General features: G+C 73.4%; 21 protein-coding genes and 1 pseudogene. 7 read left to right on the forward strand and 15 right to left on the reverse strand.

Annotated features, from left to right (window positions below):
- Positions 1-146: 146 nt before the first annotated feature.
- On the forward strand, positions 147-1,064 hold the full coding sequence (locus KV557_RS11200) for a hypothetical protein (protein WP_218199684.1): 918 nt from the start codon (positions 147-149) through the stop codon (positions 1,062-1,064).
- 112 nt (positions 1,065-1,176) lie between these two features.
- On the opposite strand, the pseudogene KV557_RS11205 reads toward KV557_RS11200, so the two are convergent.
- The 10 genes and pseudogenes from KV557_RS11205 to KV557_RS11250 form a co-directional block, all read right to left on the reverse strand.
- A pseudogene (locus tag KV557_RS11205) lies at positions 1,177-1,797 on the reverse strand (GlxA family transcriptional regulator); the annotation flags it as partial.
- 107 nt (positions 1,798-1,904) lie between these two features.
- Positions 1,905-3,419 (reverse strand): carboxylesterase/lipase family protein, encoded by a 1,515-nt coding sequence (locus tag KV557_RS11210; RefSeq protein ID WP_218199685.1) that lies wholly within the window; start codon positions 3,417-3,419, stop codon positions 1,905-1,907.
- Between the two features lie 95 nt (positions 3,420-3,514).
- Entirely contained in the window at positions 3,515-4,147 is a 633-nt protein-coding gene (locus KV557_RS11215; protein ID WP_308129849.1) for a TetR/AcrR family transcriptional regulator, read from the reverse strand.
- Positions 4,148-4,251: 104 nt separating this feature from the next.
- On the reverse strand, positions 4,252-5,370 hold the full coding sequence (locus tag KV557_RS11220) for a hypothetical protein (protein WP_218199687.1): 1,119 nt from the start codon (positions 5,368-5,370) through the stop codon (positions 4,252-4,254).
- Positions 5,371-5,398: 28 nt separating this feature from the next.
- Positions 5,399-6,505 (reverse strand): hypothetical protein, encoded by a 1,107-nt coding sequence (locus KV557_RS11225; RefSeq protein ID WP_256177243.1) that lies wholly within the window; start codon positions 6,503-6,505, stop codon positions 5,399-5,401.
- Positions 6,506-6,690: 185 nt separating this feature from the next.
- Complete coding sequence (locus KV557_RS11230) at positions 6,691-8,637, reverse strand: glycoside hydrolase family 5 protein (protein ID WP_218199688.1); 1,947 nt, start codon at positions 8,635-8,637, stop codon at positions 6,691-6,693.
- 119 nt (positions 8,638-8,756) lie between these two features.
- Positions 8,757-9,260: an LURP-one-related/scramblase family protein gene (locus KV557_RS11235; RefSeq protein ID WP_218199689.1), complete on the reverse strand. Its 504-nt coding sequence runs from the start codon at positions 9,258-9,260 to the stop codon at positions 8,757-8,759.
- Between the two features lie 193 nt (positions 9,261-9,453).
- On the reverse strand, positions 9,454-9,693 hold the full coding sequence (locus tag KV557_RS11240; RefSeq protein ID WP_218199690.1) for a hypothetical protein: 240 nt from the start codon (positions 9,691-9,693) through the stop codon (positions 9,454-9,456).
- A gap of 69 nt (positions 9,694-9,762) precedes the next feature.
- Positions 9,763-10,554 carry an alpha/beta fold hydrolase gene (locus tag KV557_RS11245; RefSeq protein ID WP_308129850.1) on the reverse strand — a complete coding sequence of 264 codons (792 nt, stop codon included), beginning with the start codon at positions 10,552-10,554 and terminating at the stop codon, positions 9,763-9,765.
- Positions 10,555-10,688: 134 nt separating this feature from the next.
- Positions 10,689-11,042 (reverse strand): DUF6401 family natural product biosynthesis protein, encoded by a 354-nt coding sequence (locus KV557_RS11250; protein WP_218199691.1) that lies wholly within the window; start codon positions 11,040-11,042, stop codon positions 10,689-10,691.
- A 153-nt stretch (positions 11,043-11,195) separates the two neighbouring features.
- On the opposite strand from KV557_RS11250, the gene KV557_RS11255 reads away from it, so the two are divergent.
- From KV557_RS11255 to KV557_RS11275, 5 genes are all read left to right on the forward strand, one after another.
- Positions 11,196-12,122 (forward strand): LLM class F420-dependent oxidoreductase, encoded by a 927-nt coding sequence (locus KV557_RS11255; protein WP_218199692.1) that lies wholly within the window; start codon positions 11,196-11,198, stop codon positions 12,120-12,122.
- A 100-nt stretch (positions 12,123-12,222) separates the two neighbouring features.
- Positions 12,223-12,876: an AAA family ATPase gene (locus tag KV557_RS11260; protein WP_218199693.1), complete on the forward strand. Its 654-nt coding sequence runs from the start codon at positions 12,223-12,225 to the stop codon at positions 12,874-12,876.
- Between the two features lie 67 nt (positions 12,877-12,943).
- Positions 12,944-13,906 (forward strand): zinc metalloprotease, encoded by a 963-nt coding sequence (locus KV557_RS11265; protein WP_218199694.1) that lies wholly within the window; start codon positions 12,944-12,946, stop codon positions 13,904-13,906.
- A gap of 137 nt (positions 13,907-14,043) precedes the next feature.
- Positions 14,044-14,505 carry a universal stress protein gene (locus KV557_RS11270; protein ID WP_218199695.1) on the forward strand — a complete coding sequence of 154 codons (462 nt, stop codon included), beginning with the start codon at positions 14,044-14,046 and terminating at the stop codon, positions 14,503-14,505.
- Between the two features lie 47 nt (positions 14,506-14,552).
- Positions 14,553-15,401 (forward strand): DNA-formamidopyrimidine glycosylase family protein, encoded by an 849-nt coding sequence (locus KV557_RS11275; protein ID WP_218199696.1) that lies wholly within the window; start codon positions 14,553-14,555, stop codon positions 15,399-15,401.
- A 22-nt stretch (positions 15,402-15,423) separates the two neighbouring features.
- Here KV557_RS11275 and KV557_RS11280 read toward each other — a convergent pair whose 3' ends face one another.
- The gene (locus tag KV557_RS11280; protein WP_218199697.1) at positions 15,424-16,059 is read right to left on the reverse strand and encodes a uridine kinase; all 636 of its coding nucleotides are present in this window, start codon (positions 16,057-16,059) and stop codon (positions 15,424-15,426) included.
- Positions 16,060-16,070: 11 nt separating this feature from the next.
- Complete coding sequence (locus tag KV557_RS11285) at positions 16,071-17,387, reverse strand: outer membrane protein assembly factor BamB family protein (RefSeq protein WP_218199698.1); 1,317 nt, start codon at positions 17,385-17,387, stop codon at positions 16,071-16,073.
- Between the two features lie 153 nt (positions 17,388-17,540).
- Between KV557_RS11285 and KV557_RS11290 the strand changes: the two genes are divergently transcribed.
- Positions 17,541-18,107 (forward strand): Uma2 family endonuclease, encoded by a 567-nt coding sequence (locus KV557_RS11290; protein ID WP_218199699.1) that lies wholly within the window; start codon positions 17,541-17,543, stop codon positions 18,105-18,107.
- A gap of 17 nt (positions 18,108-18,124) precedes the next feature.
- Here the strand turns inward: KV557_RS11290 and KV557_RS11295 are convergent, their stop codons facing one another.
- The 3 genes from KV557_RS11295 to KV557_RS11305 form a co-directional block, all read right to left on the reverse strand.
- A complete protein-coding gene (locus tag KV557_RS11295) occupies positions 18,125-18,238 on the reverse strand; it encodes a DUF4326 domain-containing protein (protein ID WP_218199806.1) in 114 nt (37 codons plus the stop codon).
- Positions 18,239-18,537: 299 nt separating this feature from the next.
- Positions 18,538-19,554, reverse strand: coding sequence for an MASE1 domain-containing protein (locus KV557_RS11300; RefSeq protein ID WP_218199700.1), 1,017 nt, complete (start codon positions 19,552-19,554; stop codon positions 18,538-18,540).
- 72 nt (positions 19,555-19,626) lie between these two features.
- Complete coding sequence (locus KV557_RS11305) at positions 19,627-20,442, reverse strand: PP2C family protein-serine/threonine phosphatase (RefSeq protein ID WP_218199701.1); 816 nt, start codon at positions 20,440-20,442, stop codon at positions 19,627-19,629.
- Positions 20,443-20,535 lie beyond the last annotated feature (93 nt).

Genomic DNA, 20,535 nt, shown 5'->3' on the forward strand with positions numbered 1-20,535 from the left:
CCTGGTTGCCTGCGTTCCGTCGCCATCCGGTACCGTCACCGCTCTCACACATGCTCAGCCCCGGCCCGGGTCGGACGAACCCGAACCGGACCGGGCGGAGCGGTGAGCCCCACCTCACTGTGCACACGTACTCAGGGAGCTTCCTCTTGCATCTCTCGCTGCGCCGGACCCTTCCGGCCCTCGCCGCCCTCGGCATAGCCGTCGGCGCCCCGCTTCTGACCGCCGGCACCGCGCACGCCGTCGGCGAGCGCCTGTGCGGCGACACCTCCGTCCAGTACTCGGTCGACGGCGGCAAGACCTGGGTCGACAACGGCCGGATGTCCGAGCCGCACGGCGTCATCCAGGTCCGCCTGGCCGGCGACGCCGGCGAGGGCTGCGACTACAAGATCTCGCTGGCCTCCTACGACACCGAGGGCCCCACCTGGGCCACCTCGGGCAAGCAGACCTTCCTCGGCTGGGCGACCACCACGCTCAACCACGAGAAGCGCCAGGCGACCCTCGACATCGCCGCCGACCTGCCGAAGTGCTTCGGCCAGATCGACCTGTACAACGGCGACAAGAAGTTCGACGGCGTCGCCAACCCGGCACCGAAGTACCCGAACGGGGTCTTCCCGGACAACCTGATCGCGGCGTGGAACGGTGGCAAGGCCTGCGCGCCGACCCCGACCGGCACGCCGACCGTCCCGGTGCCGACCTCCTCGGCGTCGCCCACGGCCACCGCCACCCCGCACCCGACCCCGTCGGCCAGCGCCACCGCGACCGCCACGGCGACCCCGTCGAGCACCGCCAAGCCGTCGGCGTCGCCGACCACCACCGGCACCCCGTCGGCCACCCCGAGCCACGCGGCCACGCCGACCAGCCCGGCCCCCTCCACCTCGGCGGACACGACCGGCCCGGTCGGCAAGCCGACGGCCAAGCCGGTCTCGACGACGCCGGCCCAGACCCTGGCCAGCACCGGTGGCAACAGCACCCAGCTGATCGCCTACGCCGCCGGCGGCGCCGCCCTGCTCGCCATCGGCGCGGGCGCCCTGGTGACCGCCCGCCGCCGCGCCGCCCGCCGCTGACGCAGTACCACCGCAGCATCTGCTGCCCGGACGCCCGTGGTCCCCGGACCGCGGGCGTCCGGTCGTTTACGTCCACAGGCTCGGCGCGCCCCGGTTCGGCCGCGGGCGAAACTCAGCCGGGGACGGTCCGGAACCGGCGCCGGTACTCGGTCGGCGTCGTGTCGAGCCGGCGGCGGAAGGCGCGGACGAGGGTGTCGGTGGTGCCGAAGCCGCAGGTGGACGCGATGCGTTCGAGGGTCTCGTCGGTGGTCTCGAGCCGGTTGCGGGCCCGTTCGACGCGGGCCGACTCGACGTAGGCGCTCGGGGTGACGCCGAGTTCGGACTTGAAGATCCGGGTCAACTGCCGCTCGCCGACGTGGGCGTGGGCGGCGAGGTCGGTGACGGTGAGCGGGGCGGTGAGGTGGCCGGCGATGTGGTGACGGAGGTCCTCGATGCGCCGGGTGGTGGAGACGGGTTCGAGCGGAACGCTGAACTGGCTCTGGCCGCTCGGGCGCTTCAGGTACATCACGAGCTGCCGGGCGACCCGCAGCGCCAGCTCCTCGCCGAAGTCGTCGGCTACGAGGGCGAGCGACAGGTCGAGGCAGGCGCTGATGCCCGCGCCGGTCCAGACGTCGCCCTCGCGGATGAAGATCGGGTCGGCGTCGACCTCGATCTCCGGGTATTCGGCGGCGAGTTGGCGCGCGGTCGACCAGTGGGTGGTGGCGCGCCTGCCGCCGAGCAGTCCGGCGGCGGCGCGCTCGCGACGATCGCCGACCTGTACGGCGTCGTCGTGGCCTCCGGGAAGTCGCTGGTCTGAGCCGAGTGCGGGGGCCGGGTCGGGCCCGGCCCCCGCTGCGGTCGTCAGGAGTCCTGCAACCAGAGGTCGCAATTGTGCTCGTCCTCCAGGTCGACCGTCCGCGCCCCCTCGCCCGGGGCCAGGCTGCGCGCCTCGCCGTCGTCGAACCGCGACCACGGGTGCCCGGTGGTCGCGAACCGCGTCCACGAGTGGATCATGCGGTCGGCGAGCCGCTGCTGCCCCGGGTCGAGCGTGGCGGGCAGGCCGGCGACGTCGAACAGGTACGGCAACTCCGAGGCGTGGTAGGCCCCGTACGGGAAGCCCGCCGGGAGGCCGGGCGGCGCGGGAGCCCCGCGGTCGGCGAACTCGTAGGTGTAGACGGGGGTGTGCCGGGCGAGCAGGCGGTCGCTCTGCAGCGTCGGGCAGGACCAGATCCGGTCGGTGGCAACGGTGGCCCAGGCTACGGCGGGGGAGGGGTAGTCGCTCGCCGGGTACCGCTCGGCGACCGCGTCGGCCTGTGCGCCGAAGCTCTGCGCGAGCAGGTCGTGGTAGCGCTGCTCGGTGATCGGCTGCATCTTGTCCAGAACGGCGACGAAGCTGCGGTGCTCGTCCCGGTTGCCGCCCTGGAGGACCGGGACGCGGTGGAACCGGCCGTCCCGCAGGGCCTGCGCCGGTTCGGCCGGCAGCAGCGGGGTGTCGTACGCGGGCTTGGCGAACTCGCCCAGGTGCCCGGCCAGTTCGGCGGCGGGCTTGCCGCGCAGGCAGGCGATGTCGGCGCAGCCGAGGGTGGTGCCGAGCCCGCTGCCGGCGGTCTCGACGGCGGTCCGGCCGGTCCACGGCGAGCCGGCCGGGATGGTCGGCCAGAACAGCGCCTTCGGGTAGTCGATGAGGCAGGACCCGCTCTGGATGATCGCCTTGTCGAACAGGCCCTCCGCCGAGGGTGAGGTGAGCTGCGAGCACACGCTCATCCCGCCGGCGGACTGGCCCGCCAGTGTGACGTTCGCGGGGTCGCCACCGAACGCGGCCGCGTTGCGGCGCACCCAGCGCAGCGCGGCCTGCTGGTCGGCGAGGCCGAAGTCGCCGGAGCCGGCGAGGCCGGGGTAGCCGAAGTACCCGTAGATGCCGAGCCGGTAGTTGACCGTCACGACGACGACGTCGCCGTCCACAGCCATGCGGTGCGGGTCGTAGTCGCTGCCGGCGCCGCCGGTGAAGCTCCCGCCGTGCAGCCAGACCACGACCGGGCGCCGCTCGGCCCCGGCCGGGGCGGTGACGTTGAGGTACAGGCAGTCCTCGTCGCCGGTGGTGCCCTGTGGGCAGCGGTTGCCGGGGGCGGTCGCCTCGCGCACTCCGGACCACGGCGTGACGGGCTGGGGATCGCGCCAGCGCAGGTCGCCGGTGGGCGGGGCGGCGTACGGGATGCCCTGGAACGTGCGGTACCCGTCGTGGGCGCTGCCGTGGACGGGCCCGGCGTCCGTGGCGGCGACCACGTCCGGATCGGGCGCCGCGGCCTGGGCCGGTGCGGCGGGCAGGGCGAGCGCGGTCAGCAGCGCGCCCGCGAGGAGTGCGGAGAACCTCGACATGTCAGAGACCTTCCGGGTCGGAGGCATGGCTCAGATGCATGGCTCGGAAGCAAGGCTCGGCAGAGTGGCCGAGCCGCTCTGAGGATACAGGTGTATCACTTCGCGGCGGAAGGGGATTCCGGGCCGCCGGCGCCGAACAACTCGTCCAGGTGGTGGCCGAGCACCGTCAGCGCCGCCTCGCCGCTCCGCTGCCCGCCGAGAACGCTGGACCCGAGCCCGTTGGTCATCGCGAGCAGGCCCGCCGCCGTCAGCTCGGGGTCGCGTGCCGCCGCCACCTCGCCCGCCTGCTGCGCGGCACGGACCTGCTTGGCGAGGAAGGACTCCAGCATGTCCGGGTACGTGGTGGCGTGCTGCTCGGCCAGCTTCGGCTCGCTCAAGACCAGCGTGTAGTACGCCGCGTAGGTCCGCGTGATGCGCCGGCTCTCGTCGTCGGTGGGCAGGATGCAGGACAGGATCGCGGTCACGATGCTGCGCGGGGTGGGCGGGCTGCCCGCGGCGGCGATCCACTTCTGCATCCGCACCTGGAGCTGCGCGCTCAGCCGGGCGAGCGCGTCGATGAGCAGCTCGTCCTTGGTGTGGAAGTAGTACTGCACCTGCCGCAACGACACCCCGGCCTCCGCCGCCACCACCCGCATGCTCGCCGCCTGGAGCCCCTGGGTGTCGGCGATCCGCAGGAGTGCCTCCGCGATCCGGGCGCGGCGCTGTTCGTGATCGACGCGGGTGGACACTTCCGAGAACCTCCGAGCAGGTGGCGCAACTGATACAGGCGTATCAACAACAGTGGCGGTGCCGGCCCGAAAGCCGACACCGCCATCTTGCTCCATCCGGACGGCTACTCGTCGTGACCGTGCCCGTGGCGGGTGCTCAGGCAGAGCGCCCAGACGTCGGTGGAGGTGTTCGGCGAGGGCGAGCCGCCGACGTGGACGTCGGTGGTCCAGTGGGCGGGCTCGGTGGACCCGTCGGCGACCGGGGTGCCGTCGGGCTCACTCGGGTAGCTGCCGGTGAGGTGCGTGCCGCCGGACCCGGCCTTGCTGAAGTCCGTCGTCGTCACGTTGCCTCCGCTGGCGGCGGAGCCCCCGCTGACCAGCTGCCATGCGCTGTGGCGGCTTTCCTCGGCGGGGGAGTCGCAGCCGACCGTCGCCAGCTGGTGCGTCCCGGCCACGGTCGGCCCGCTCAGCTCGCTGAAGCGGACCTTCGTGGTGAGGCCCTTCGTGCGGACGTCCTCCCCGGTGCAGATGGCGTAGGCGTACGTCGTGTTGCCGCTGTCGCGCCCGCCGCCGATGCCCCCGACGGCCGTCCACGAGTCGGGGTTGGTCTCCCCGTCCGCGGCGGCCTTCTGCCCGTGGTCGTGGGCGGCGTCGTTGAAGGTGGGGAAGCTCGCGATCGGCTTCAGGCTGCCGACGCTCGCCGGGGTGGTGCGCGCGCCGCCGCCGATCAGCACCGAGCCCGTCGGGCAGGTGGCCGTGACGAGCTTCGACGTCTGCGAGACCGTCGGTCCGGCGATCTTGTTCATGACGACCTGGGTATGCCGGATCCGGTTGCCGGACAGGCACAGCGCGTAGGGCGTGGACGAGAACGCGGGGCTGGAGTTGCTCCCGCTGCCGCCGAACGCGAGCCAGTGCGTGACGTCCTCGCCGACCACCCCGGGCGTGCCGGTGAACTCGCTCAGGTCGTCCGCACCGGGCGCGACGCCCATGACGTGGTTGCCGTTCCCCGCCCGGTCGTCGCCGGTGGTCTGGTCGATGCCGCCGCCGGAGACGAGGCCGTCCTCGCAGTCGGCGTGCGCCGAGACACCGGTGAACGGGGTCGCGGGGCCGATGGTGGCGCCGGGGGAGGTGACGGTGACGCTCGCGGTGTCGGCGTACGCGAGCTCGGGCACCGCCAGGGCGAGCAGCGCGCCCGGGATCGCGGCCTTCGCCAGCGTGGACGTCCGCAGGAGTCTCTTCGTCATCGGATCATGCCTTTCTGGGGGAGCCGGCTCAGATGCCGTCGTTGGCGCACAGCGCCCACACGTCGGAGTGGGTGGTCGTCGAGCCCATGCCGCCGGTGTGCGTGAAGGCCGTCCAGGACGCCGCCGTGGTGGTCCCGTTGCCGACCGGGTTGCCGGACGCGTCGCTCGGGAAGCTGCCGTTGAGGTGGTCGCCTGCCGAGCCCGGTCCGGTGAAGTCGGTCGTGGTGACGCTGCCGCCGCTGACGGCCGCGCCGCCGCTGACCAGGTTCCCGTCCCCGGTGCCGCAGCTGACGGTCGTGTTCTGGCCGGTGCTGCCGGTGTTCGGGCCGGCCGCCTCGCTGAAGCGGACCTTCACGGTGACGCCGCTGACGTTGATCCCGCTGCCGCTGCAAATGGCGTACGCGTACGTCTCGTTGCTGGCGTTCGTGCTGTTGTCCCACCCGACCGCGCTCCACGAGTCGGGGTTGGTGCTGCCGTCGGCCGCGGCCTTCTTGCCGAAGTCGTGGGCGGCGTCGTTGAAGGTGGGGAAGCTCGCGATCGCCTTGAGGTTGCCGGTGTTGCTCGGGCTGACGAGGGCGCCGCCGCCGAGCAGGACGGTGCCGGACGGGCAGCTCGCCGTCACGAGGCCGACGGTCGTCGCGGTGGTGGGCGTGTTGGCCTTGTTCATGACGACCTGGGTGTGGTTGATCAGGCTGCTGGTCAGGCACATCGCGTAAGGGGTCGTCGAGAACGAGGAGTTGATCTGGCCCCCGCTGCCGCCCTTCGCGATCCAGTACGCCACGTCGGTGCCGACGACCCCGGTCGTGCCGGTGAACTCGGTGGTGCCGTCCGAGCTGGGCTCGGTGCCCAGCACGTGGTTGCCGTTCGAGCCGGTGCCCGTCCCGGTGGCCTGGTCGATCCCGCCGCCGGAGACGAGACCGCTGGTGCAGTGGGCGTTCGTCGAGATCGACGAGTCGATGGCCGTGGGGCCGAGGGTGGCCCCGGGGGTTTGCACGGTGATGCTCACGCTGTTCGCGTACGCCGTGCCCGGCGCCGCCAGGACCAGGAGGGCGCCGATCACCAGCGCCTTTCCGGTCGTGAAGCGCCGCCGGGACTGAACGTCCGCTGCCGGACGGGTCGTTGTGCGCAGTTCCATGCCAGTTCCTCCGTGTCGGGGTTGCGTGAGAGCGGACCGATTGAAGCAACAGGCCGATGGTACGGACGACTGGTGCCGGGCACAGGGCGAATGGCCCGGAACTGAGTGATTAACCAAGGGCGCGCCCGTGACCAGGGCGGTAAGCAGCGCTCGCTCCCCGGCGACCCGAAGCTGCCGGGCGCGGCTCAGCCCAACGGCCGGCAGAGCAGTGCGTCCGGGACGCCGCCCTGCAGCCACCGCCACGTCATGGCCACACCCGCGACGTACTCGCCCGACGCGCACTGGCCCTTGTAGGACCCCGGTGCCCAGTCGCTCGCCGCGGAGTCGGCGCCGGTGTCGGCGGGTGGCCGGTTGTCGCCGCGGTCGAACCAGAGCACCCGTCCCGTCGCGGGCAGCGCGGTGGCCGCCGGCGCGCACAGCAGTGCCGCCATCGCGTTGTCGTGGACGCTGTAGCCGACGGCGAGGTGGCCGGCCGGGCACTGGAGCTTGTTGTAGCCGGAGGCCCAGTCGCCGTCGGTGACGTAGCGCTCGTCGGTCACGGTGACCCAGTCGCCCGGCCCGGTGGCCGGCTGCCCGGTACCTGGCTGCCCGGCGTCGGTGCACAGGCCCCGGCCGTCGCCGCGGCCCAGGCCGCTCAGGCGCTGCCCGTCCGGGCAGTTGCCCTTGCGGTTGCCGCTGCTCCAGTCCGGGAGGGCGAGCATGTGCCGGGAGACGTTCTGGTCGGCGTGGTCGAGGTCGAGCAGGTTCCAGTGCGGCGCGTCCGGCACCCGTCCGGTGTACGAGGGGGCCGTGACCAGCCGGTTCCAGTCGTCGGCACGCCAGTCGTTCGGGTCCTCGATGCTGAGCCGCCGGCCCGCCCGGTCGTAGTGAAGCAGTGCCCAACTGTCCTGCGGCACGCCGTCGTTGTGCCAGCCGACGAGCGGCCAGACGGCGAAGTCGGTGTCGTGGGCGGCGAGGATCGTGGTGAAGTGGTCGAGCCAGGCGTGCTCCTTGGCGTCGGTCGAGCCGCGCCCGCCCGCGCCGAACTCGCTGATCCAGACGGGGGCGGTGAAGTGCTGCCCGGTGCGGGTGACGAAGAGCGCCTCCTCGTCGACCACCGCCGCCAACTGCTCGGGCGTGAGGTCCTCGTAGCGCGGGTCGCTGGTCGCGCCCGGGCCGCTGCCCGCACCGGTGTTGGCCGAGCCGGTGTAGGCGTAGAAGTGCGCCGAGTAGACCAACTTGCCGGAGTCGATCAGGGTGTTGGAGAGCGTTGCGACCGGCTTGAGCATCGGACGGCCGTGCGGGAGCCCGGCCAGCGGGATGCCCTGCCAGTTGATGCCCTCCATGATGATCAGCAGGTCGGGGTCGGCCTGGAGGATCCGGTTGCCCGCCTCCTCGAAGGCGGCGTACTCGTCGTGCCCGTCGCCCATGCCCCAGTTGGGGTCGTCCCAGGTGTCGCGGCGGACCTCGTTGCGCAGGTCGGCACCGACGACGCGCTTGTTGTCGCGGTACCGGTTCGCCATGAACAGCCAGTCCTCCTCCCACTGTTGGGTGGACTGGCTGCTGTTCCAGCGCTCGTTGCCGTCCAGGCCGCAGCAGAACCGGTACGTGGTGGTGTGGTTGTTGAGGACGACGGCGAACCCGTCGGCGGTCAGGGCCGCCACCACGGCGTCATAGACCTGGAGCGGCGTGCTGCCGCGCAGCTGCGGGTTGGCCGCGACGGCGGCGTCCGGGACGGCCGCGGTGTCGCGGATCATCGCGTCCGCGAACGGCAGCCGGACGCTGTTCAGGCCGAGGCTGTGGAAGCCGGCCAGGATCTCGGGCAGGGGAGTCCGGTCGAGGCCGAGCGGCAGGTTGTAGGAGACCTGCCCGGCCTGGTTGTCCGCCGGATCGGTGGTGGACCCGCTGCCCTGCCAAGTCCCCTGGGCCCCCGACCAGTTGCCCGCCCGGAGTTTGAACCGGTTGCCGGCGGCGTCGACGATGTACCGCCCGCGGGTGCTCAACGGCCCCGCCCAGGAGGCCGCCAGCTGCGCCCCGGTCAGCGGCACGGGGGCGGCCGCCGGCACGGCGGCCGAGGCGGCCCCCGGTGGCACAACGAGCAACGCGGACAAGGCCGTTGCCACGGACAGTAAGCGGAGCGCGAGTCTTCTCATGGTCACCCCGGCCTGGAGAGTGAGGGTGGTGGACGCCGGCTGCCCCGCCGGACCCGGTCCGCATGGACACGGCTACCGGGGGATCCTGACACACACTCGGCCCGTCCGGGAGACGGCCGTCAGAGGTTGGTGAGCTGGTCGCCCTTGGCGTCCTGGAGGGTGTGGTCGACGCAGACGGCGAGGATGACGAGGAGGAGGGCGTCCTGGTGGCTGAGGACGTCGACGGCGTAGGCGTCGCGGATGGTGAACCAGCGGCGGGATATGTGGGCGAGTGTGGTGCCGTCGTGGCGGATGTCGAACTCGCGGTCCCAGAGGTTGCCGGCTATCTTCAGCCGGCGGCCGTCCCGCAGGCGGACCTTGAAGCGGTCGCCGAAGAGCGTGAACATCCGCTTGCTGATCTTGGCCGTCACCGCGCCGTCCTGCTTGATCAGCAGGGTGTGGTGGAGGGTGAAGGCCTTGCGGACGATGGCGGCGACGTGTTCGCCGCGGGTGTCGACCAGGGCGAAGGTGCGGCGCAGCCGGAGGAACTTCCGGTTGACGCGGTAGAGCTTCTCGCGGTGCTCGGTCTCGATCCAGGCCTCCTCGTGGAAGGCGAACATGCGGTCGCGGACCAGGTAACGCATCGGAATTCCCCCGTGTGGATCGTCTCCGCCGGCCCTGCGGCGCGGCGCGGTCCAGAGCGTAGTGGCTGGTCACCGGCGGAGTGCGGCGGGGGTGGGGGAGATCGCGGGGAAATTCGTGCACGAGCGGTGGAGACGGTCGAAGTACGCCTTCGGGAGTGGGTCTTGGTCCAGGGTGTCGTCTTCGGGTCGGACGTCACCGGTCCCATTCGTTGGGGTGGGGGTTGACGGCCTGCCCGTCGATGGGTGCCCCCCACTCGTCCTCGCCGACGGCGTCGACGCAGTAGCCGGAGCCCTGCACGCTGCCGCCGGCGTTCCGGCACGTCTCGGCGGTGACATCGCGGCGGCCGGCCGACGCCGAGGTGGCACCGGCGGTGGTGAGGAGCACGGCAGCGGTGACCGTCAGGGCCACCCGGGACAGCGTTGAAGTGATCACGTGGCCAACAACAGCACGGAGCCGGGGGAGAAGGCGAATTCGGTACGGCCGTTCGCGGTTCAGGAACCGTCAGGCGCTGCGCGGCACCGGGGAGACCGTGCGCGGCTGGCGCGGGAGCGGGAGGGTGAGGGCCTCGCGGGAGGCGGGCGGCAGGGCGAGGGCGGAGACGGTCTCGGCGGGGAGGTCGCGCAGGCCGAGGAGGGCAGTGGCGAGGTGGGCGGTGGCACGGTGCCAGTCGGGGATGCGCTGGAGCATGGCGTGCCCGCTGCCGGTGACGGTGTAGCCGCAGACGCGGGCGCCGGCGGCGCGGCTGCGGGCGGCGAAGGCGTGGGTGTCGGCGGGCGGCGTGACGGTGTCGCGGTCGCCGTGCAGCATCAGCACGTCGCGGCCGGCCAGCTGCTCGCACGGGTCCTCGGCCGGGCACCAGGGGGCCAGCGCGACCAGCCCGGTCACGTTCGGGTGGCCGGCCGCGTGCAGGGCCGCCCGGCCGCCCATCGAGTGCCCGACCAGGACGGTCGGCACCGGGCCGAGCTCCTTCGCGAGGTCGTCGAGGGCGGCGAGCGCGTCCCGGGCGGCGTCGGCGCGCTCGTCGTTCCAGCCGCGGTGACGGTAGCGGACGGTGCCGATGGCGATGTCCGCGCCCGCGGTGGCCCTGCCCAGGGCGCGGAGGAAGCCGTGCATCCGCAGCAGCGGCAGGTTGAGGCGGCCGGGGCGGGAGAGGTTGCGCTCCTCGCCACCGTGCAGCACGATGACCGCCGCGCCGGGCCGCTCCGGCCGGACCCGCCAGTGCAGCGCCCGGTGCCCGTCACGCTGGAGCGCCGGGTGTCCGGCCGTACCGTCCTCAGTTCTGGTCCCGCTCACTTCGCGCCCTCCCCGCCCCCGCCGTTCGTCCGTGGACAGCCAACTGTACGCGCGGCCGGCGGACGCGGTCGCGGGTGCGGTGCGGAGAGCACGGTTCACCCGGGGGATCAAGCCGGAGCCCGGGGGGCGCGCCGTCAGGCGGTGAGCAGGCCCTGCTCGCGCACCAGCCAGCAGATCGCGGTGAGCCGGCCGACGGCGAAGTCGTACCCCACCGGCTCCCGCCAGCCGATCTCGGCGAGCGCGTCCAGGAAGCCCAGTGCGTAGTCCGACAGTTCCTCACGGTCCAGGGGCCGGGGCAGCAGCTCCGGCCCCTGCGCGTACAGCAGCTCGCGCAGCTCGGCGGCGTGCTGGTCGACCGACGCGACGAGGCCGGGCTCGAAGGCGAACTCGGCCAGCCGGGGCGTGAAGGCGGCGACGATGCCCGGCAGCGGGCAGCCGGCCGGTTCGTCGGGGGAGCGTCCGTGGGGCTCGTCGGAGGTGGCGAACATCCGTCCACGGTAGGCGAGCCGGGCGGCGGGAGCGGAAGGCCGTGACGCTTCCGTGCTGAGACCTTTGCCACCCCACGGCCGGATTGGGAACACGCCGTGCATTGGCCGGTTCTGTGCCGTGACCGGCGGGCCGTCCGTACCAGAATGGGTCGTATGGATCTTCGAATCTTCACCGAGCCCCAGCAGGGCGCGACCTACGACACCCTGCTGACGGTCGCCCGCACCGCCGAGGACCTGGGCGCCTTCAGCGCCTTCTTCCGCTCCGACCACTACCTGAAGATGGGCGGTGCGGACGGCCTGCCCGGGCCGACCGACGCCTGGATCACCCTGGCCGGCCTCGCCCGCGACACCAGCACCATCCGCCTCGGCACCCTGATGACCGCCGCCACCTTCCGGCTGCCCGGCGTCACCGCGATCCAGGTCGCCCAGGTCGACGCGATGAGCGGCGGCCGGGTCGAGTTCGGCCTCGGCGCCGGCTGGTACGAGGCGGAGCACACCGCGTACGGCATCCCGTTCCCGAAGGAGAAGTTCGGGCGGCTGGAGGAGCAGCTGGCGATCATCACCGGCCTCTGGAACACCAAGGTCGGCGACACCTTCGACTTCACCGGCGAGTACTACACCCTCACGGACTCGCCCGCCCTGCCCAAGCCCGCGCAGGAGCGCATCCCGGTGCTGGTCGGCGGCGGCGGGCCGAAGCGGACCCCGGCGCTGGCCGCGCGCTTCGCGGACGAGTTCAACCTGCCGTTCGCCTCGCTGCCGGACACCGAGGCCCAGTTCGGCCGGGTCCGCGCCGCCGTCGAGCAGGCCGGGCGCAAGGCGGAGGACCTCGTGTACTCCAACGCCCTGGTCGCCTGCGTCGGCCGCGACGACGCCGAGGTGGCCCGCCGCGCCGCCGCGATCGGCCGCGAGGTCGACGAGCTGAAGGCGAACGGCCTGGCCGGCACCCCCGACGAGGTGGCGGAGAAGATCGGCCGGTACGCGGCCGTCGGCTCCCAGCGGATCTACCTGCAGATCCTCGACCTGCACGACCTCGACCACCTGGAGCTCATCGCGACCCGGGTCGCCCCGCAGCTCGGCTGACCGCTCCGCGTACCCGGTCTGACCACGGCCTTTACTCTCTCTTGGGAATGCGCCATGCTCCCTGGAGGCTCCATGGGAGTAACGGCAGGGGGAGGCCAGGGTGACCAGGACGCGAACGGTGGAGGCGGCGGTGCCCCGGGTGCCGCCGCCTCGGGGTGTCACCCCCGGGACGCTGCGTCCGCGCGGCCTGCACGACCTGCGGCGCAGCCCCGCCCCGGCGGCGCTGCACTACCCCGCCGGGGACCTCCTCGTCGTCTCCGGCCTGCCCGGCAGCGGCAAGAGCACCCTGATGCGGCGCAGCATCCGCGCCCCGCTGATCGACTCCCAGCCGGTCCGCGAGGAGTACGCGGCCCGGCTGCCCGCCCGCCTCCCGTACGCGCTCTACCGCCCGCTCGTCCGGATCGCCCACTACCGCCGGCTTCGGCGCGCGGTGCTGGACGGCGGGCCGCTCGCCGTGCACGACTGCGGGGCGCTGCCCTGGGTGCGGGCCTGGCTCGTCGCCGCCGCCGCGCGCCAGGGCCGACGGGTGCACCTGCTGCTGCTCGACGCCGGCGCCGCCGAGGCCCGCGACGGCCAGCAGGCGCGCGGCCAGACCGTCTCCCGGTACGCCTTCGCCCGGCACCGGGCCGCCGCCCGACGGCTGAACGGGGGCCTCGCCGGCACCGGGGAGCCGCCGGCCGGGTGTGCGTCGGCCGTGGTACTCGACCGGGCCGCCGCGCGCGCCCTGCGGGAGATCGTCTTCACGGCGTCGTAGTCTCGGCGAGTCGCGCGCACGGCCGACACTGCCGACACTCCGTCAACTCCACCTGTCAGGAGCGCAGATGCGCCGTTCTGTCCGGGTGGGCTCGCGTGCCCCCCGCCTGTTCCCCTGCGCCGCCGCGCTCGTCGTCGCCGCCGGCCTCAGCCAGCTCGGGGCCCCGGCTCCGCACGCCGTCGCCGCGCCGGCCGCCGTGTGCGACGGCACCGACGCCGCCGCCCGCAGGCCCGTCGGCAGCGAGGCCGGGCACGACCCCAACGCCGTCAGCGCGGCCCAGGCCCGGGCCATGGACGCCGACCTCCACAAGCGCCTCGCCCAGCTGTCCGGCGCCCACGCCTTCGGCGGCGGCGTCACGACGACGATCCCGGTGTACGTCCACGTGATCCACTCCGGGAACACCGGCCGCCTCGCCGACAGCACCGTCACCGCCCAGATCGACCACCTCAACGCCACCTACGGCGGCCAGGGCAACGGCAACACCCCCAGCGGGTTCCAGTTCGCGCTGGCCGGCACCGACTACACCGACAACGCCGCCTGGTACGACGGCATGACCCCCGGCTCCTCGGCCGAGCGGGCGATGAAGAGCACCCTGCGCAAGGGCGGCGCGGGCACCCTCAACCTCTACACCGCCAAGCTCGGCCAGTCCCTGCTCGGCTGGGCGACCTTCCCTGACGCCTACCGGTCCGACCCGACCGACGACGGCGTGGTCGTCCTCGACGCCTCCCTGCCCGGCGGCTCGGCCGGCCACTACAACGAGGGTTCCACCGCCACCCACGAGACCGGCCACTGGCTCGGCCTGTTCCACACCTTCCAGGGCGGCTGCCTGCCCCCGGGCGACTACGTCGACGACACCCCGCCCGAGCGCAGCCCCGCCTACGGCTGCCCCGAGGGCCGGCACACCTGCCCCTCGCCCGGCCTCGACCCGATCCACAACTTCATGGACTACAGCTACGACTCCTGTATGACCCAGTTCACCCCGGGGCAGGCCCAGCGCATGGCCAACTCGTGGGCTGCCTACCGGAGTTGACGGTGTGCCCGGCGTGCTGTGCGGCGTGGATGCGGAACGCCGGGTTCGGCGTGGCAATGAGCGGTCGTATGTCCGATCTGATCTATGTCCGGCGTGAAGTCGGCACACGTAAGGAGCAACGGCATGGGAGCAACGGCATGAGCGCCATTCCCCGGATCGTCGTCGGTGTGGACGGGTCGCCCGCCTCGGAGCAGGCGCTGCGGTGGGCGGTCGACTACGCGCGGGCCGTCGGCGGGACCATCACCGCGATCGCGGCCTGGGAGTACCCCGCCTTCTACGGCTGGTCCGGGATGAGCGTGCCGCCCGCCGAGGGCTTCAGCCCGGAGGAACTCGCCGGGAAGGCCCTCGCGCAGAGCGTCACCAACGTCGTCGGCGACGACCCCGGCGTCCGGATCAGCGAAACCGTCATGCCCGGCAACGCCGCCCGGGCCCTCCTGGAGGCGGCGAACGGCGCCGCGCTCGTCGTCGTCGGCAGCCGGGGCCTCGGGGGCTTCTCCGGCGCGCTGCTCGGCTCGGTCAGCCGCCACCTCACCGAGCACGCGCCCTGCCCGGTCGTCGTCGTCCGGGAGGGGCAGGTTCCCCCGCCTGCCGGGCAGTAGCCGCACCGGGAGCCGCACCGGGCCGTCGCGCGGGGCAGGATGGAGACATGCCAGAAGGTGACTCCGTCTACCGCGCGGCGGCCCGGCTCCGCGACACCCTCGCCGGGGTGCAGCTGACCAGCGCCGACCTGCGGGTGCCCGCGCACGCCACCGCCGCACTCGCCGGGCGCTGGGTCCTGGAGGTCGCCCCGCGCGGCAAGCACCTCCTCACCCGCCTCGAAGGCGGCCTCACGCTGCACACCCACCTCCGGATGGACGGCCGCTGGGAGATCTACCGCCCCGGCGAACGCTGGGCCGGCGGCCCAGCCTGGCAGATCCGCGCCGTCCTCGGCACCGAGCGCGGCACCGCCGTCGGCTACCGGCTGCCCGTCGTCGAACTGCTGCGCACCGCCGACGAGGAGCGCGCCGTCGGCCACCTCGGGCCCGACCTGCTCGGCCCCGACTGGGACCCGGTCGAAGCCGTCCGCCGCCTGCTCGCCCACCCCGGCCGGCCGCTCGCCGACGCCCTCCTCGACCAGCGCAACCTCGCCGGCATCGGCAACGTCTACGCCAACGAACTGAGCTTCCTCGCCGGCGTCACCCCGTGGACCCCGGTCGGCGAACTCCGCAGCCCCGACCGCCTGGTGGAACGCGCCCGGGAGCTGCTCGACGCCAACAAGCTGCGCGCAGGGCACATCACCACCGGTGACACCCGGCGCGGCCACCAGCACTGGGTCTACGGCCGGGCCGGCCGCCCGTGCGCGCGCTGCGGGACGCCGGTGCTGACCGCCCGCCAGGGCACCCCGCCGCAGGACCGGGTGGCGTTCTGGTGCCCGTACTGCCAACGGGGCCCGGCCCCGGCGGGCCAGGGCGGGGGCGGCGGCCCGCGGAACGGGGGCCGGCGGCCGGCGGGGTGAGGGCCGGCCGCAGGCCGGGGCGTCAGTCGTGTTCGACGAGGGCCGGGTGGCGGGGGTCGTCGGCGCGGATGGTGAGGTCGGCCGACTCGGCGGGGACGGTCTCGGCCTCGTAGCGGGCGAAGGCCGGGAGGGTCCACTGCTCGTCGGGCGGGGTGCGGCGGGCGAGGGCCGCCGGGGTGAGGGCGAGGTGGACGGCCAGGTCCAGCGGGAGCCAGCGGCCGAGTAGCAGCGCGCCGTCCAGCAACAGCACGCCGCCGGGCGGGAGTTGGGTGTACGGGGCGCGGGTGGCGCGGTCCGTCACCGGGTCGCGCAGGGAGGGCAGGACGCGGCCGGTACCGCCGGGCTCCAGCGGGTCGAGGACCTCGCGGAGCAGGGCGCCGTCGTCCAGCCAGAGGCCGTGGAAGGCGTCCGGGTCCTGCTTGCCGTACTCCAGGCGGATGGACGCCGGCCGCAGGAAGCCCCCGGCGGACACCCGCAGGGCCGGGAGCCCGCGCAGGCGCAGCGGCTCGACCAGCGCGTCGGCGAGGTCCCCGGGGCGGGCTGCGGCGGCGCCGTCGACGGCGACCCGCAGCCACCGTTCGCCGGCGCCGGGCAGGGCGGTGATGCGGTCGGCGAGGAGTTCGGCGAGCCGCTCGGGCGAGATCGGGCGTACCTGCATGCCGGGCCCCCTCAGAAGACCGTGGCCAGCGGGAGGGCGTGCAGGACGTCGTCGTGCCCGGCGTAGAGATGGTCGGCGTCGGCGGCGAGCGACCACACGTCCTTGCCGGGGCCCGAGTCCCGGAAAGTCCAGAGCAGCGTGCCCTTGGCGGCGTCGATCGCGCAGACGCCGCCGACGGCCGGGCCGGGGACGTAGACGACGCCGTTGACCACCACCGGGTGGCTGCGCCGGTCCAGCAGGAAGGGCACCTGGAGTGACCAGATCGTGCCCCCGGTGGTCTCGTCGTGGCCGCTGACCACGCCGTTGTCGCGCGGGACGTAGAGCATGCCGGAGTCGGCCACCGGTGGCATGGCGCGCCACTGCTCGGGCGAGGTGGGGGAGGACTTCCACCGTTCCGTGCCGGTGGCCAGGTCCAGGGCGCGCAGGCCGCCCGAGCCGTCGGGCACGTAGACGGCGCGCTGCCCGATCGTGCACCAGCGCAGGTTCTCGTTGCCCTCCGCCGTCCAGCGCTGCCGGCCGGTCGCGGCGTCCCGGACGACCAGTTCGGTGCGGCCGTCGGCGGTGCGCAGGGCGGTGATGGTGCCGGTGGGGTCGGCCGCGGGGGTGAGCAGCTGCTCGCCGCGGTCGGCGGGGGAGGTCCAGAGCAGCGCGCCGTCCGCGATCCGCAGCGCGAAGGCCTGCTGATTCATTGTGGTGGCGCCCGGCTTCGGCAGGTTGTAGAAGGTGCCGTAGAGCGTGGTGCCGTCGCAGCCGGTGAACAGGATGTCGCCGTCCAGCGCGTCGGGCAGGGGGACGGTGACGTCGGCGGCCGGATCGGTGAGGTGGCGGCCGTCGACGTGGCCGTGGGAGGTGGTGAAGACCCGGTGGGCGCTGATCACCACCCGGGCGGAGACCAGGTCGTCGCTTCCGAACTTCCGGTCCGGCGGCGCGAGGCGGATCATGCGGGTGGGGGCGCCGGTGGCCGGGTCGAGCAGCTGGAGCCCGGCACTGGTGGCGAAGATCGGCCGGGTGGACCGGCCGACGAGCCGCTCCGGCGTCATCGCCTCGGGCCCGCGGTACGTCCACACCGGGGGCGGCCCGGAGAGGGCGGTGGGCTGCGGCTTCGACGGCGCCGGTGCCGGCTGCTCCCCACCCGACCGGGTGAACGCCCAGACCGCCCCGCCGGCCGCCAGCACGCCGGCCCCCGCCAGCAGTCGGCGTCGGCTCAACCTCGGCCCCTCGCCTCCGCCGCCGACCACGTCCCCGGGCGCCTCGGCCGCGTCGTCGGCCTCCCCGTCCCACTGCCACGAGGCCTGCTCGGCGGACCGCTCGGACGCGGACGACTGCATACGGACTCTCGCTTCCCCCGGGGGCAGCCGTCGCGCTGCCGGTCGAACGGAGGATATCGAACAGCACCCGAACCGTCGGAGTCCGCCGGGCGGACTGTCATAGGCTGTGGTGAGCAGCACAGTCCCGCCCAATCAGCCCGGGGGAGGTATGCCGTGACGGCCGAAATGATCACACCCGCGTGGATGCACCGGCAGATCACCAGTGAGCAGTACGACTCCTGGACCGAGGAGCAGTGTGCGGGCATCGAGATCGTCGACGGGATGGTGGTTGTGAGCCCGAGCGCCTCCAAGCGGCACAACCGGCTGGCCCGGCTGCTGGCGAATGCGCTGGATGCCGCCGGCGGCAGCGAGTGGAACGCCGACACGGACTTCGACGTCCGGTTGCAGGACGTGCCGCTCAACAACCGCCGACCGGACGTCGTGGTCTACCGCGCGGACACCATCGACGAGTCGCCGACCAGACCCGCGCACGTGCTGTTGCTCGTCGAGGTCGTCTCGCCGGGCTCGGAGACCACCGACCGGGTGGTCAAGCTGGACCAGTACGCCAAGGCGGGCATTCCGTTCTACTGGCGGATCGAGCAGGCGGCCGGTCGCGTTCCGATCGTCCACACGTACGTCCTCGACCCGGCGGGCCGCTGCTACCGGGTCGGCGAGCTGTTCACGGGGCTGGTCAAGGCCACGGTGCCGTACCCGGTGGAGGTCGATCTCTCCGCGCTGTGAGGCGCTGCCCGGGTCGGTCACTGCCCCGGGCCGTGGTCGGCGAGGTCGGTGAGGACGTCGGCGTGGCAGGGGAGGGGGTGGCACCAGCAGCCGAGGCGGTGGCCGCGGAGGGTGGGGACGAGGGCGAGCAGGTCGGGGCGGGCTCAACGAGGTCGCGGCACACGCGTGTCCCGACCTGGCGTTCCGTCTGCTCCTGCGGACGCTCGCCAACTTCGGGCCGCGGATCACCCGGGACCAGTACGAGCGGTATGTGGTGCTGGGACGGCAGTTCGATTACGGAACGTACCTGGTCGAAAGTCATGAGCACCTGATGGCCTGAGCAGGCCGATCACCTTCGGGCGCGCAGCCGGTGCGGATCACGCACCGGCTGCGCGTCCTTGCGTTTGCCCGACTGTGGCGCGCCAACGGGTGGATGCGGCCGGGGGAATGGCTATCGGCCGTCGTCCTCCGGCGGCAGCCACCGGCCGGTGTCCGCCTTGCCCGGGGTCAGTCGGTTGACCACCTCGGCCAGCTCGACGCAGGCCTGCTCGATCCGCCGGTAGGTGTTGCGCTGCTCGGCGATGATCGCGGACAGCAGCAGCCCGGTCAGCGCCGCGCAGCCGTTGAGCGCCTGCAGCACCACCATGTCGGCGACCAGCCCGTGCCGGGTGAACGGGCCTGCGTGGTCGGTGGCGGCCACGATGGTGAGCACCGAGATCAGGAGGACGCAGGGCGCCGCGCCGAACAGCTGGAATCGCAGCGCCGCCCAGATCAGGAACGGGAAGACGAGGAAGAGCAGGCTCAGCGTGGTGGCGGTGGCGACCACGGTGACGGTGGCGGTGCCGGCCAGCAGCAAGGCCGGCTCCACCCAGTCGAACGGGCCCGGATCGGTGGGCAGCCGGGCGGTGCGCAGCGCCAGCAGCAGGGGGGTGATCACCAGGACGCCCATCGCGTCGCCGGTCCACCAGGCCGACCAGGTGGACCAGAATCCGCCGGCCGGCAGCGTGCCGATCAGTACCAGCACCGTGGTGCCGATGGTGGCGCTGATCAGCATTCCGGCGAACGCGCCGAGGAAGACCAGTGCCACCCCGTCCCGGAGCCGGTCCAGCTCGATACGGAAGCGTGCGCGGCGCAGCATCAGGTACGCGGCGACCGGCGCGAGGGTGTTCCCGGCCATGATGCCGAGCGAGCCCCAGTTCGGCGGTCCGGTGGTGATGGTCGCCAGGTAGGCGCCCAGCGCCACGGCCGGCCAACTGCTGAGCCCGAACAGCAGCAGGCAGGTGAGCGCGATCCCGGTCGGCGGCCACAGCGGGGTGACCTTGGCCCCGCCGACCACCACCTGCTGCAGCAGACCGATCCGGCCGGCGGCGAGGTAGACCGCGGTGATCGCGAGCAGTCGCAGGGCGGTCACGGCCGGGTGGCGGGGGTCGCGGGGGCGGAGCAGCGTGGTCAGCGGCACGGCAGTCATCAGACTACGTTCGGGCAGCGGAGCGGACGTGACACGCGCGGGCTTCCCTGCCGGCCCGGTCGCCCTGGGCACCTACAGGTCGTGGCGCAGCAGCAGCACGGCGGCGTCGTCGGTGTGCCCGGTCAGGTCGGCGACCCGCAGAAGTTCGGCGGCCAGTTCGTCCGGCTCGTCCGTGACCCGCTCCCGCAGCACGGTCGCCACCCGGTCCAGCCCGGCGTCGATCGGGAACGCCGGGCCCTCGATCACACCGTCGGTGACCAGCGCGAAGACGCCGGTCCCGGAGAGCCGGTGGCGGGTCACCGGGTACTTCGCGCCGGGAAGGACGCCGAGCGGCGGCCCGCCCTCGTCGGTGCAGTGTCCCCAGCGGCCGTCGCCGTTCGCCCAGACCGGCGGGACGTGCCCGGCCCGGGCGTGCGACAGCTCCCCGGTGGCCGGGTCGTAGCGCAGGAAGCTGCAGGTGGCGAAGCGCCGGCTGTCCAGCGAGATCAGCAGGTCATTGGCCCGCTCAAGGACCTCGCCGGGGTCGGCGGCGGTGGCCGCCACGGCCCGCAGGCCGATCCGGACCTGGCCCATGAGCGCCGCCGCCTCCACGTCATGGCCCTGGACGTCTCCGAGCGAGAAGGCCACCGAGCCGTCCGGCAGGCGGAAGCCGTCGTACCAGTCACCGCCGATGCTCAGGCCGTGACGGGCCGGCGCATATCGGGCCGCCGCCCGCAGCCCCGGCGGCTGCGGCAACGCGGACGGCAGCAGCTCCCGCTGCAACGCCTCGGCCAGTTCCACCTGGGCGCGCTGGAACTCGGCGTGCTCCAGCGCACGTGCGGTGAGCCGTTCGAGCTCGGTCAGCAGGTCGTCCGCGCTCGGATGGCTGGCGGGGCGGCGTCGGCTCATCGACCCTCCGACGGTGGCGGGAGCGGGGTGGTCAGGGTCAGCGTATGTCGGCTGATCGGGTGACGGCTGCCCGATGGCCGTTTCTGCTTCTCG

The sequence above is a fragment of the Kitasatospora aureofaciens genome (assembly GCF_019192735.1).
GTDB lineage: Bacteria > Actinomycetota > Actinomycetes > Streptomycetales > Streptomycetaceae > Kitasatospora > Kitasatospora aureofaciens_A.

What these genes read in the sequence shown, in the direction of transcription:
- KV557_RS11210 (WP_218199685.1), bottom strand. Translation starts at nt 3,419, where the DNA reads ATGTCGAGGTTCTCCGCACTCCTCGCGGGCGCGCTGCTGACCGCGCTC.
- KV557_RS11220 (WP_218199687.1), bottom strand. Translation starts at nt 5,370, where the DNA reads ATGACGAAGAGACTCCTGCGGACGTCCACGCTGGCGAAGGCCGCGATC.
- KV557_RS11225 (WP_256177243.1), bottom strand. Translation starts at nt 6,505, where the DNA reads ATGGAACTGCGCACAACGACCCGTCCGGCAGCGGACGTTCAGTCCCGG.
- KV557_RS11230 (WP_218199688.1), bottom strand. Translation starts at nt 8,637, where the DNA reads ATGAGAAGACTCGCGCTCCGCTTACTGTCCGTGGCAACGGCCTTGTCC.
- KV557_RS11235 (WP_218199689.1), bottom strand. Translation starts at nt 9,260, where the DNA reads ATGCGTTACCTGGTCCGCGACCGCATGTTCGCCTTCCACGAGGAGGCC.
- KV557_RS11250 (WP_218199691.1), bottom strand. Translation starts at nt 11,042, where the DNA reads ATGTTCGCCACCTCCGACGAGCCCCACGGACGCTCCCCCGACGAACCG.
- KV557_RS11255 (WP_218199692.1), top strand. Translation starts at nt 11,196, where the DNA reads ATGGATCTTCGAATCTTCACCGAGCCCCAGCAGGGCGCGACCTACGAC.
- KV557_RS11265 (WP_218199694.1), top strand. Translation starts at nt 12,944, where the DNA reads ATGCGCCGTTCTGTCCGGGTGGGCTCGCGTGCCCCCCGCCTGTTCCCC.
- KV557_RS11270 (WP_218199695.1), top strand. Translation starts at nt 14,044, where the DNA reads ATGAGCGCCATTCCCCGGATCGTCGTCGGTGTGGACGGGTCGCCCGCC.
- KV557_RS11275 (WP_218199696.1), top strand. Translation starts at nt 14,553, where the DNA reads ATGCCAGAAGGTGACTCCGTCTACCGCGCGGCGGCCCGGCTCCGCGAC.
- KV557_RS11280 (WP_218199697.1), bottom strand. Translation starts at nt 16,059, where the DNA reads ATGCAGGTACGCCCGATCTCGCCCGAGCGGCTCGCCGAACTCCTCGCC.
- KV557_RS11285 (WP_218199698.1), bottom strand. Translation starts at nt 17,387, where the DNA reads ATGCAGTCGTCCGCGTCCGAGCGGTCCGCCGAGCAGGCCTCGTGGCAG.
- KV557_RS11300 (WP_218199700.1), bottom strand. Translation starts at nt 19,554, where the DNA reads ATGACTGCCGTGCCGCTGACCACGCTGCTCCGCCCCCGCGACCCCCGC.
- KV557_RS11305 (WP_218199701.1), bottom strand. Translation starts at nt 20,442, where the DNA reads ATGAGCCGACGCCGCCCCGCCAGCCATCCGAGCGCGGACGACCTGCTG.